This window comes from Empedobacter falsenii, assembly GCF_013488205.1.
GTDB classification, from domain to species: Bacteria; Bacteroidota; Bacteroidia; order Flavobacteriales; family Weeksellaceae; genus Empedobacter; species Empedobacter falsenii_C.
The window spans coordinates 3105040-3117831 of the sequence record NZ_CP040908.1 but is presented as its reverse complement, the minus strand read 5'-3'; the positions used below and the strand labels follow the sequence as shown (position 1 = coordinate 3117831).

The following is a 12792-nucleotide window of genomic DNA, read 5'->3' as shown; positions in this document are numbered from 1 at the left end:
TTTATAAACGCCACTCGAAGAGTGGCGTTTTTTTGTTAAAATATATTTAAAACTTCATGATTCACAAATTCTTAACAGTTTTAAAATATATCTTTATCGTAAATCATTTTAAAACTATATGAAAAAACTAGTTTACTTATTTATCTTTTTTGCAATTTGTGTGAATGCGCAAAAAATCAATGTTACAGTTAAGGTAGAAGAGTTACCCGAAAATACCGTTTTAGAATTATTACCTCAATATATAAGAGCATATTACGAAAATCCTGTATATGATTCTATTGAAAATACAGCAGATAAAAATACTTTTCATATAGATAAAACGACTTTTTATTATCCCTATACTTTAAGCTATCAAGAGGAAGAAAATGTGTTTCAACTTTCTCGAACATTCTTTTTAAAAAATAAAAATTTGAATCTGAATTTAAATGATTTTAGAAGTGAAATACTGAATGATTTACCAGAGAAAGTGAAGTACAATGAATTTTTCAAAGATTATAAAATAGAAGAAGATGCTTTTAATGAATATTATGGTCAAATGTTTTTGAAATATAAATTTGAATTTCCCAAAGAGGTAAACGATTCGATAAATAAATGGTACAATAAAGTTTGGATGCATGAAATTGAGTTATTGGATAAATATGTGAAGTCTAATCCGGGTTCTGTTATTGCTTTTTGGAAAATTGTTGAAAAGTATGAACGTTATAAAGAATATCCTTACGAAAATATCTTAAATCAGTTTGATGCTTCTGTAAAACAATCTTTTCCATTTAAGAAATTGATCAGTAATATTGAAGAAAATAAAATATTTGGGCAAGGGAGAACTTTTCCTGAAATTAAAAATTTAAAGGATCAATCAGGAAAATCTGCTCAGATAAATTATAAAACAAAATATACATTAATCGATTTTTGGTTTCATTCATGCAAGCCTTGTTTAGTTTCTTTTCCAGATTTGAAAGAAGTTTATCAAAAATATAATTCAAAAGGTTTTGAGATTGTTGCAATTTCAGCTGAAGCGACAAAATATATTCCGAATTGGAAAAATACAATTAAAAAGTATGAATTGCCTTGGGTTAATTTATTAGACGAAAACAGAGAATTCACCTCAAAAAATCAAATAACATCTTTTCCAACCAATTTTTTAGTTGACCAAAATGGGAAAATTATTTTTAGAGATATTTCAACAAGTGAATTAGAAAAGTTTTTGAATAATAATTTAGAAAAATAAGCTAATGAGAATATTCTATCTTTTTATACTTTTTGCTATTTCGGTAAATGCGCAAATTATTCAAGGAAAAATATTATCCAAAGAAACGAATGAAGGATTGTCTTATATATCAATTTTTGCTGATGATAATAATTATTTAACTATTACAGATAGTGTAGGAAATTTTTCTTTTCAGAAGACAGAACATACAAAACAGATTATTGTAGACGCACAAGGTTTTGAATTAAGAAAGATTAATCTTGATGAGATTGAACGTGACAATTTTAAAATTTTTTTAATTCCTCAAATTATTCAACTGAATGAAGTTGCGATTGTTTCTAAATTCACAAAAAAAGTAAATACAGGAAATTCTGGCGCTACTATTCATGTAGATTTTCTTCCTGTAACAGATGAAAATCGGATTAGAGAAGTTGCTGTAAGGCTTAACGCACGAAATATTGCTAAGATAGATAAAGTAAATATTGAATTTACGAAATTACCAAAGTACGAACGCACTGCTTTTAGGTTAACTATTTATGATGAAAAAGATGGGCATCCAAATAATATTATTTCGAAACAAGACTTGATGTTCGAGATTAATGAAGAAGATTTAACTAATAATGTATACACAATACATTTAAAAGATAAGAATATTATGGTGAATGGAACTTTTTATGTTGCAGTCGAAATTTACAATGAATTGGAAGAAGCAGTTTGGTTGAGCGCAGGATTTCTTGGAAGAAACGGATATTTACGACGAAATTATAAAGAATGGGATAAAATGCCTTTAAAAATATCTCCTTATATCAATGTAGAATTACTATTAAAAATTAAATAACATATGACTAAACTATTTTACCTTTTTGTATTATTTGCAGTTTCGGTGAACGCACAAATTGTAAATATAACAATCGCAGATTTGTCGGATAATTTACCGTTAGATGATGCGGATATTTATTTCAAGAATTCGACGAAGAATTTTGTTTCGGATCAGCAAGGAAAAGCGATTATTGATTTGAGTAATGTTTTGCAAACAGATGAATTAATTGTTTCGAAAAAAGATTATCAAGATGCAATAATTAAAGTTTCAGAACTAAAATCTGAACTCAGTATCAAACTCGAAAAAGTATCTGAAGTTGAGCTAAAAGAAGCTTTTGTCACAAACCTAAAAGCAGAAGATATTTTGCAGAAAGTGATTGATAATTATGATAAAAACTTCAATACAGAACAACATTTTTATAAAGTAAATTTTATAATTGATGAAATTGTAGATTCTACGAAAAGAGATTTCATTGATTTAGATTTGCAGCTTCGTTTTAAGAAAGATAATTTGAGTATAAAATCTAATAATCAGGTTAAAGAACGAATAATTAATGAGCCAAATTATGGATATAAAATAAATTTATTACCCATTTTAGGTATGGTTTCTTTGAAAGAATTCGTAAATGATTATCTGAAATATTATAAAAAATATAAACCTTCAAAAGTCAACTTAACAAAATATGGAGATGAGTTGATGTATGAATTTTATTTGGATAATAATTCGTTTCATCGGTTTTTGGTGGCAAAGGATTCTTTTGCTATTGTAGAATATAAAGTAGATGCAGAAGGAATTGAAATAAAAAAGAGTCAACAAACTGTGAATTTTGTTAATACCTATTACAGATATAGACCTTATCAAGGGAAATATATTTTGAAAGAATTAATGCGCAATTGGAGTACAGATTACAAAGGAGGTGATGGAAGTAATCATAATGTTAATGTAAAAATGAACCTTGAAGTTAAAGATTTCAGTACGCAACCTTTCGCTGAATTTAATAAATCGGTGAATGAGAAAATGGATATTCGTAGAAGTTTTAAATAAAAAAATCCAAGAAAATTATTTCTTGGATTTTATATTTTATTCAGCTTTTGGTTTACGAACCACAGGTAAAATTTCACCTTTTTCTAAACAATATTTTTGAACATCTTCCGAAGGAATTTGTTTTGTGTAATCTACTTTTTCGACGATAAAACCTACGTCTTCCAAACGTTTGTAATAATCTAAACCATAAACACGAACGTGATCATATTGTCCAAATTTTTCTTTACGTTCTTCTTTTGTTGTAACCGTTGGATCTTCGTACGTCACATCTCGTTGATATGAAATCGGAACTTGCAAAATTCCCCAACCTCCAGGTTTCATGACACGAAATAATTCGCTCATCGCTTTGTGATCGTCAGGAATATGTTCCAAAACGTGATTACAAAAAACAATGTCAAATGTATCATCACCAAAAGGTAAATCGCAAATATCTGCTTTTACATCTGCCAAAGGCGATTCGATATCACTTGTGATGTATTCTAAGTTCTTCATCGCACGAAAACGCTTGATAAAAGATTGTTCTGGCGCAATATGCAAAACTTTTGCTTTTTCGGTAAAAAAAGACGTTTCATTTTTTAGGTACAACCACATCAAACGATGTCTTTCTAACGAAAAAGTTCCAGGTGAAAGTACATTATCACGCTGTTTTTCGTAACCATAAGGCAACAAACTGTAATAACCTTGTCCATCAATTGGATCTACAAAACGATTACCTTTCATAAACCAAACTAAAACTGGACGAACGATATAACTACCTTGAATCAACAATGGACGAGGTAGAATATTCATGATTTTTTTTAAAAGCTTTTTCACAAAAGTTTTTTAGGGTTTGAATAAAAATGGTTTTTCTTCATCAGATTCGATACCTAACGCATCGTAAATAAACTGATAAGTTGACAATAATTTTGGTTCGCCATCTACCACACAAACATCATGTTCGAAGTGAGCCGAATATTTATCATCGCGCGTTGTAACTGTCCAACCATCTGGATGAAAGAAAACTTTTTCAGTTCCCATATTTACCATTGGTTCGATAGCTAACACCATTCCTTCTTCAATTTTTTTACCAGATCCACGACGTCCATAATTCGGAACTTGTGGTTCTTCGTGCATTTTACGACCTAATCCGTGTCCAACTAATTCACGAACGATTCCGTAACCTTCTTTTTCACAATATTGTTGAATTGCAAAACCGATATCACCTACACGATTACCTTTTTTCATTTGTTCAATTCCTTTGAACATCGATTCTTTCGTAATGCGTAATAATTTTTCGGTTTCAGCATCTACTTCACCAACTGCAAATGTATAAGCATGATCACCATAAAAATCATTCATATAAACACCACAATCTACCGAAACAATATCTCCTTCGTTAAGCGGTTCGTCGTTTGGAATTCCATGAACAACTTGTTGATTTGGAGAGATACAAAGGTTTTTAGGGAAATCGTACATTCCTAAAAACGCAGGATATCCACCATTGTCGCGAATAAATTCGCCTCCTAATTTATCTAAATGATTGGTTGTAACACCAGGCACTACTTCTTTGGCTAACATACCCAAGGTTTTTGAAACCAATTGAGCGCTTAGGTACATTAGTTCTAATTCTTCTTTACTTTTTAAATGTATCATAATCCGAAAAATCCTCTTTTCTTTTTCTTCTCAGGAGCTTTTTGTCCGTTTGCGTGAACACTTAATTCAATCTTTTTTGTAATGATTTGATAAACGTCACTCCAACCTGGGAAACCTCCTAAATTTCTATCGTCGATAAAGATATCGGCATTTATTTTTCGACTTTGCGTATTTTTATCAAAATCCTCTCCGTCAAAACTATTGTTGATGGCATAAAACTCAATTCCATTTTTTTTACAGAATTCTACAGCCTCATCTAAGTATTTACCACTACGATAAGTCCATAAAGTAAGGCGATATCCGTCGTTTTGTAATTGTTTCAATGTTTCGAAAGCGAAGATTTTAGCTTTTCCAATTTCTGGATATTTATCATCTACCACAGTTCCATCAAAGTCAACAGCAATAATTTTATTAATCATGTTTGTAAGTATTTAAAGTTATTTAGGTTATTTTTTTTGAACAATAATGTTTCCGGTCATTTCAGTTGGAATTTCAATTCCCATCAAAGTTAAGATAGTTGGTGCAATATCTCCAAGTTTACCATGTTCAACATTCCATTCGATATTTTTCTGAGCCAAAATAAATGGAACAGGATTCGTTGTATGTTGCGTATTCGGTGATCCATCTTCGTTCATCATAAAATCTGAATTTCCGTGATCAGCCAAAATCACCACATTGTAACCATGTTCTAAAGCTGCATTTATAATTTTTTCCGCACAAGAATCTACTACTTCAGCAGCTTTTATTGCCGCAGACATAACACCTGTATGTCCAACCATATCTGTATTAGCGAAGTTAAGACAAATGAAATCCGCTGATTCTTTTTCGATTTCTGGTACAATTGCATTTGTAATATCATATGCTGCCATTTCTGGTTTCAAATCGTAAGTCGCAACATCTCTTGGCGAAGCACATAAAATACGAGATTCACCAACGAAAGGTTCTTCGCGACCACCATTGAAAAAGAAAGTTACGTGTGGATATTTTTCAGTTTCAGCAATACGAATTTGCTTACGACCAACATTCGCAATAACTTCTCCTAACGTATTTACAATATTTTTCTCGTCAAAAATTACCGCAACTCCAGTATATGTAGCATCATATTCTGTGAGAGTGATATATTTTAGATTTAATTTATGCATTCCAAATTCTGGAAAATCATGTTGCGTTAAAACTTCTGTGATTTCACGTCCACGATCAGTTCTAAAATTGAAACAAATCACTACATCATCATTCTCGATTTTAGCTTTTGGCTGATCATTTTCATCCGTTACAATAATCGGTTTGATGAATTCATCTGTCACGCCTTCATTATAAGATGCACGAATTGCTTCTAATGGATTTGTTGTTGTTTCACCAACTGCATTTACCATTGCATCGTATGCTAATTTCACGCGTTCCCAACGTTTATCACGATCCATTGCATAATAACGACCAGTAATCGAAGCGATTTCTCCTGTTGATTTTGTCATGTGGTTCATCAATTCTGTGATAAATCCTTCGCCAGATTTTGGATCGGTATCACGACCATCTGTGAAAGCATGTACAAAAACATTTTGTTGTAAACCTGATTGATTTGCTGCATCTAACAAACCTTTCAAATGATTGATATGTGAGTGTACACCACCATCAGAAACTAAACCGATGAAATGTACTTTTTTGTTATTCTCTAAAGCATATTGAAAAGCATCTTTTAAGATAGGTTCGTTTTGTAACGTTCCGTTTTCAGCCGCCATATTGATTCGAACTAAGTTTTGGAAAACTACGCGTCCAGCACCCAAGTTCATATGTCCAACTTCCGAATTACCCATTTGTCCTTCTGGTAAACCAACGGCTAAACCAAACGTATCCAACGTAGAATGTGGAAATTTCTCGAAACAGCTATCTATAAAAGGTGTATTTGCTTGCGCGATTGCAGAAACAGCAGGGTTTGGTCCAATTCCCCATCCGTCCAAAATCATTAATATTGCTTTATTGTTCATTTTTCTTGTAATAATTAAGCCCAAAGATAAGCATTCCTTGGGCTGAAAGTTTATTTTTTGTATGGTTTAATTTGCGACTTCACTGATGAATTTGATACGCATTAAACGTAATTCTTCTTCATCATAATCGTCACCAAATTCATCTAACAATGATGACATTGAGTCAGAATCTGCGTCCATCAAGAATTCATAAATTTCCTCTTGTTGATCTTCGTCCAAAACTTCGTCAATGTAATAATTGATATTTAATTTTGTTCCTTGATAAACGATACTTTCCATTTCTGAAAGCAAATCGCTCATCGTCATATTTTTTGCTTCCGCAACATCTTCAAGATTTAACTTTCTGTCTGTCGATTGAATGATATAAACTTTGTGACTCGATTTGTCAGCAACTTGTTTAATCACCATATCTTCAGGTCGAATAATGTCGTTGTCTTTAACATATTGCGCAATAAAATCTACAAATTCTTTCCCGAATTTCTGAGCTTTTCCTTCTCCAACACCAAATACATTTGTTAACTCCTTAACTGTTGTTGGATATTGCATTGTCATATCATCTAAACTCGAATCTTGGAAAACTGCAAAAGGTGGAATTTGATGTTTTTTAGAGATTTTTTTACGTAAATCTTTCAATTGTTTCAATAAAACATCATCAAAAGCAATAGGTGCAGAAGATGTTTCTTCTTTTTCAAAGCTACCTTCTGATAATAATTTTTTGAAATCAATATCTTCGGCAATTTCAAAAGAAGTTGGCTTACTAATGAAATCTTTTCCAGATTTGGTAATTTTTAAAATACCATATGATTCGATTTCTTTCTCTAATAAATTACGTACAATTAATTGGCGTAAAATAGATTTCCAATAATAATCTTCTTTTGCTTTTCCAATTCCGAAGAAATCTTCAGAGCTCAAATTATATGATTTTGTAATAGAAGTTTCTTTACCAACTATAACATTTACAACATCATTTAATTTTAATTTTTGATTTGTTTTCTGAACAACATCTAATGCAATTACTGCATCAACTTTTGCCTCAATCATTTTTTTAGGATTGCGCATATTGTCGTCCATATTTGCCCCTTCGCCGTTTTTGTCGTCAAATTCTTCTCCAAAATAATGTAACAAAAATTTACGACGCGACATCGAAGTTTCGGCATATGCTACAACCTCAGAAAGTAATTGCATTCCAACTTCGCGTTCTGCAACAGGTTTACTTGCTAAGAATTTTTCTAACTTTTCGATATCTTTATAATCATAGAAAGCAATACAAACACCTTCACCACCATCGCGACCTGCACGACCAGTTTCTTGGTAATAACTTTCTAACGATTTTGGCATATCGTAATGCATTACAAAACGTACATCTGGCTTGTCAATTCCCATTCCGAAAGCAATTGTAGCGACAACGACACTTGCATCTTCCATCAAAAACATATCTTGATGTTTGCTACGTGTTTTGGCATCTAAACCTGCGTGATAAGGAATAGCATTGATTCCGTTTACTTGTAAAAGTTGCGTAATTTCTTCAACTTTTTTACGACTCAAGCAATAAATGACACCAGATTTACCATCGTTTTGTTTGATAAATTTGATGATTTGTTTGTCTTGATCAACCTTTGGGCGGATTTCGTAAAATAAATTCGTACGATTAAAAGAATCTTTAAAAACTTTAGCGCTTTGCATTCCCAAAGTTTTCTGAATATCTTCTTGTACTTTTGGTGTTGCTGTTGCTGTTAAAGCAATAATTGGCGCATCACCAATTTTGTTGATAATCGCTTTTAGATTACGATATTCTGGTCGAAAATCGTGTCCCCATTCAGAAATACAGTGCGCTTCATCAATCGCAAAAAAAGAAATTTTCACCGATTTAAAGAAATCGATGTATTCTTCTTTTGTCAAAGATTCGGGCGCAACGTACAACATTTTAGTTACTCCATCTTTAATATCTGTCATAACTGTTTTTGTTTCTGACTTATTTAAAGATGAGTTTAATACGTGGGCAATTCCATCATTTTCAGAAATTCCACGTATAGCGTCTACTTGATTCTTCATCAGCGCGATTAAAGGGGATACAATAATCGCAACTCCATCTGACATTAATGCCGGTAATTGATAACATAAAGACTTACCTCCTCCAGTTGGCATCAAAACAAATACATCTTCTTTATTTAGTAAGCTTGTAATGATTTCGTGCTGCTGTCCTTTAAATTGGTCGAAACCAAAATATTTTTTTAGGTAAGATGTTAAGTTTTTCGAAGTGGCTTCCATCTACACAAAAGACTAAAATTAATATTATAAATTAAATAGTTCCTATATTTGATAACTCTTAAATATACACATAAATTTTATATGATTTATATATAATTGAGTGTAAATAAAAAAGGAGAGTAAAAGTACGAAAAATTTTAAAAATAGACAATAGAAATTTTATTGTGGGAAATTCAGAATTAATACAAATAGCGCAAGGTGTTTTTCGAGAAGAAATTCAAGCGCTGGAAGCAATAGCTTCTCGTATTAGCGAGTCTTTTGTTGATGCGGTAAATGCGATATATAACACGAAAGGAAAGTTGGTAGTTGTTGGAGTAGGAAAGAGTGCACATATTGCAAATAAAATTGTAGCAACGTTAAATTCTACCGGAACTCCAAGTCAATTTTTGCATGCGACGGAAGCCATTCATGGCGATTTGGGTCTTGTAAGACCAGAAGATGTAGTGATTTGCATCTCGAAAAGTGGAAATACGCCAGAGATTACTTACTTGGCTCCGATTCTTAAACAATATGCTTCGGTTTTGATTGGATTGACATCAAATTTGAAATCAGAATTAGCAAAAAATTCAGACATTGTTTTGGATGTTAATATTGATAAAGAAGCTTGTCCAGTAAATTTGGCACCAACAACTTCTACAACAGCTCAATTAGTAATGGGTGATGCTTTGGCAGTTGCTTTGATGAAATTGAGAGCATTTACACAAAACGATTTTGCAAAATATCATCCAGGTGGAGCATTAGGGAAACGATTATTGTGGACAGTTGAAAATATTGTCGATCCAGAAAGAAAACCTTTTGTACATCCAGATTCTTCGATTACAGAAGTGATTAATTCATTAACATCAGGTCGTCATGGAATTACAGTTGTGATTGATCATGATAAAATTGTTGGTGTGATAACAGACGGAGATTTGCGCCGAATGTTATTAAATAATGAAACTTTTGCGCATTTAACAGCGAAAAATATTGCTTCAATGAATCCGAAAACAATTCAAAAAACTGAAAAAGCAAGAGAAGCTTTAGCGATTCTTCGTCACAACAGTATTGGACAATTGGTGGTGGTTGATGAAGAAAATCATTATTATGGAATTTTGGATATTCACTCAATTTTAAACGAAGGAATCGAATAAGCGTATGGCAGATAATACAAAATCGAGTATGTCATTTTTGGCTCATATTGGTGAGTTGAGAGGACATTTGGTTCGTTCTATTTTATCAATTGTGATTACATCTATTGCAGTCGCTATTTATTGGGACGAATTGGTGGAACATGTAATAATGGCTCCACTAAAATCAACTTTTCCTACGTTTGATATTTTTAATCAATTTGGTGAATTAACAGGTTTCGGAAAAATTTATACTGAATCATTTGACATTTCGAAAGAATTGACCAATCTTAATCCATCAGGACAGATTACTTCACAGTTTTTTGCAGTAATTGTGTGTGGCGTAATTATCGCAATTCCTTATATTATTTTTGAAATTTGGCGATTTGTAAAACCAGCCTTAAAAGAAGCTGAACGAAAGTATGCAGGATTTACCATCTTTGCTGTTTCGTTTTTCTTTGTGACAGGAGTACTATTTAGCTACTATATGCTGCTACCATTATGTACGCAATTCTTATTTACTTACGATCCTTTTGGTGTAGGAAATACATGGACATTGCCAAGTTATATCGATTTATTTGTTCAATTATTATTATCGATGGGAGTTATGTTTTTGATGCCAGTTTTCGTTTACTTCTTAACGAGTATTGGAATCTTAACACCAAAATTCTTGAAAGAATACCGTAAACACGCATTTATCGTTGTATTAGTGATTGCAGCTGCAATTACACCAAACGATGTGTACAGTATGATTTTAGTTACAATTCCTCTTTGGTTATTGTACGAACTAAGTGTATTGGTTTCAAATTCAGTTTATAAAAAACAATTGAAAGCGAAAAGTAACGACTTAGTAAAGAATTAACAATGTTATGCTTGCATAATAAAATAAATTAGTTATTTTTACATAAAAGAAAGAGTAAACACAAAATTATGAAGATATTAGTTTGTATTAGTAGTGTACCAGATACTACAGCAAAAATCAACTTCACAGCTGACGGAAAATCATTTGACAAAAATGGCGTTCAGTTCGTTATTAACCCGCACGACGAATTTAGTTTAAACAAAGCAGTAGAGTTACAAGAAAAACAAGGCGCTACTGTTACAATTTTAACTGTTGGAGATGCAACTGTAGATCCAGTTATGCGTAAAGCTTTAGCAATTGGTGCGAATGATGGAATTCGTATTGATGCTGATGCTCGTGATGATTTCTTTGTTGCTACACAAATCGCAAAAGCTGCTAAAGATGGTGGTTTCGATTTAGTATTGACAGGAAAAGAATCAATTGATTATAATGGAGGTTCTGTACCAGGATTAGTTGCAGCAATGTTAGATTATGGTTTTGTAAACGGATGTATCGGTCTTGATGTAGAAGGTTCTTCTGCAAAAGCTGTTCGCGAAATTGATGGAGGAAAAGAAACTGTAGAAGTTGCTTTACCAGCTGTTATCGCAGGACAAAAAGGATTGGTTGACGAAGCTGCATTAAGAATTCCTAACATGCGTGGAATTATGCAAGCGCGTACAAAACAAATCACAGTTGTTGCACCAGAAGCAACAGAAACTAAAGTTGAAGTTGTTGGTTATGTAAAACCTGCTGAAAGAGGTAATGTAACATTAATCGACAAAGACAATGTAGCAGAATTGGTAAGATTATTACACGAAGAAGCTAAAGTAATCTAATTATTCACCTAAAAAGAAATTAAAAAATGGCAATTTTTGTATACGCAGAGTCACACGACGGAAAATATAAAAAAGCAGGATTAGAAGCAGTTTCTTATGCAAAAGCTACAGCTGATGTTGCTGGAGATACTGTTACAGCAATCGTTTTTGGAAATGCTGCTGCTGACGAATTATATAAATATGGAGCATCTAAAGTAGTTAAAGTTGAGAATGCAGCTTTAGTAAAATTTGATGCAAATTCTTACGCAAAAGCTTTGGCTGAAGTTGCTCAAGGAGATGTTGTAGTTTTACCATCAACAAACGAAGGAGCGACTATAGCACCAGTTTTAGCATACAAAACAGGAGCATCTTTAGTAACAAATGTAGAAAAAGCTCCAACAGCAGTTTCTCCATTCACAGTTGCACGTAAAGCATTCTCAGGGAAAGGAGTAGAGACTGTTGCAGTTTCAGGAAAAGTTGTAGTTACAGTTTTACAAAACGCATTCGGAGCAAAAGAAAATGCAGTTTCAGGTTCAGAAGAATCAGCTTCAGTATCAGTTTCTGATGCAGATGCTAAAGTAAAAGTTGTTTCAACAGAAATGGCTTCTTCTGATAAAATCGATTTGAAAGAAGCTGATATCGTAGTTTCTGCAGGTCGTGGAATGAAAGGTCCTGAAAACTGGGGAATGATCGAAGATTTAGCAAAAGTTTTAGGAGCTGCTACAGCATCATCTAAACCAGTTGCTGATATCGGTTGGAGACCTCATGCTGAGCACGTAGGACAAACAGGAAAAGCAATTGCGCCAAATTTATACATCGCAGTTGGTATTTCAGGAGCTATTCAGCACTTAGCTGGAGTTAACGGATCTAAAACAATTGTTGTGATCAACAATGATCCAGAAGCGCCTTTCTTCAAAGCAGCAGATTACGGAATCGTAGGAGATGCTTTTGAGATTGTTCCTAAATTAACTGAAGAGTTAAAAAAATATAAAGGTCAAGCTTAATCATTTTAAGCTTATAAATTCAATCCGAATCATTTAGGTGGTTCGGATTTTTTTTATTCATTAAAAAAAGATTAAA

Annotated in this window: 12 protein-coding genes; 7 read left to right on the top strand and 5 right to left on the bottom strand. The window is 32.6% G+C overall.

The annotated features are described in order from the left end of the window. The first annotated feature begins 118 nt into the window (after positions 1 to 118). From FH779_RS14605 to FH779_RS14595, 3 genes are read left to right on the top strand one after another with little or no spacing between them, the layout of a single operon-like run. The gene (locus FH779_RS14605) at positions 119 to 1225 is read left to right on the top strand and encodes a TlpA family protein disulfide reductase (protein ID WP_180905216.1); all 1107 of its coding nucleotides are present in this window, start codon (positions 119 to 121) and stop codon (positions 1223 to 1225) included. 4 nt (positions 1226 to 1229) lie between these two features. Further along, positions 1230 to 2042, top strand: a complete 813-nt coding sequence (locus FH779_RS14600; RefSeq protein WP_180905215.1) for a carboxypeptidase-like regulatory domain-containing protein — start codon at positions 1230 to 1232, stop codon at positions 2040 to 2042. 3 nt (positions 2043 to 2045) lie between these two features. Beyond that, positions 2046 to 3068: a hypothetical protein gene (locus FH779_RS14595; protein ID WP_180905214.1), complete on the top strand. Its 1023-nt coding sequence runs from the start codon at positions 2046 to 2048 to the stop codon at positions 3066 to 3068. Between the two features lie 36 nt (positions 3069 to 3104). On the opposite strand, the gene FH779_RS14590 is transcribed toward FH779_RS14595, so the two are convergent. From FH779_RS14590 to recQ, 5 genes are all read right to left on the bottom strand, one after another. After that, positions 3105 to 3881, bottom strand: a complete 777-nt coding sequence (locus tag FH779_RS14590) for a class I SAM-dependent methyltransferase (protein WP_180905213.1) — start codon at positions 3879 to 3881, stop codon at positions 3105 to 3107. 9 nt (positions 3882 to 3890) lie between these two features. Continuing rightward, positions 3891 to 4700 (bottom strand): type I methionyl aminopeptidase, encoded by an 810-nt coding sequence (gene map / locus FH779_RS14585; protein ID WP_038332603.1) that lies wholly within the window; start codon positions 4698 to 4700, stop codon positions 3891 to 3893. Beyond that, on the bottom strand, positions 4697 to 5119 hold the full coding sequence (locus FH779_RS14580) for a BT0820 family HAD-type phosphatase (protein ID WP_115001885.1): 423 nt from the start codon (positions 5117 to 5119) through the stop codon (positions 4697 to 4699). The genes map and FH779_RS14580 overlap by 4 nt, the downstream gene beginning before the upstream one ends. Before the next feature lie 27 nt (positions 5120 to 5146). After that, positions 5147 to 6682 (bottom strand): 2,3-bisphosphoglycerate-independent phosphoglycerate mutase, encoded by a 1536-nt coding sequence (gpmI, locus tag FH779_RS14575; RefSeq protein WP_180905212.1) that lies wholly within the window; start codon positions 6680 to 6682, stop codon positions 5147 to 5149. A gap of 66 nt (positions 6683 to 6748) precedes the next feature. Next, positions 6749 to 8950 (bottom strand): DNA helicase RecQ, encoded by a 2202-nt coding sequence (gene recQ, locus FH779_RS14570; protein WP_180905211.1) that lies wholly within the window; start codon positions 8948 to 8950, stop codon positions 6749 to 6751. Between the two features lie 164 nt (positions 8951 to 9114). Between recQ and FH779_RS14565 the strand changes: the two genes are divergently transcribed. The 4 genes from FH779_RS14565 (at position 9115) to FH779_RS14550 (ending at position 12716) form a co-directional block, all read left to right on the top strand. Beyond that, positions 9115 to 10080 carry a KpsF/GutQ family sugar-phosphate isomerase gene (locus tag FH779_RS14565; RefSeq protein WP_180905210.1) on the top strand — a complete coding sequence of 322 codons (966 nt, stop codon included), beginning with the start codon at positions 9115 to 9117 and terminating at the stop codon, positions 10078 to 10080. 4 nt (positions 10081 to 10084) lie between these two features. After that, positions 10085 to 10918, top strand: coding sequence for a twin-arginine translocase subunit TatC (tatC, locus tag FH779_RS14560; RefSeq protein WP_115001876.1), 834 nt, complete (start codon positions 10085 to 10087; stop codon positions 10916 to 10918). A 68-nt stretch (positions 10919 to 10986) separates the two neighbouring features. Beyond that, on the top strand, positions 10987 to 11733 hold the full coding sequence (locus tag FH779_RS14555; protein WP_038332616.1) for an electron transfer flavoprotein subunit beta/FixA family protein: 747 nt from the start codon (positions 10987 to 10989) through the stop codon (positions 11731 to 11733). A 26-nt stretch (positions 11734 to 11759) separates the two neighbouring features. Beyond that, entirely contained in the window at positions 11760 to 12716 is a 957-nt protein-coding gene (locus FH779_RS14550) for an electron transfer flavoprotein subunit alpha/FixB family protein (RefSeq protein WP_180905209.1), read from the top strand. The last annotated feature ends 76 nt before the right edge of the window (positions 12717 to 12792 follow it).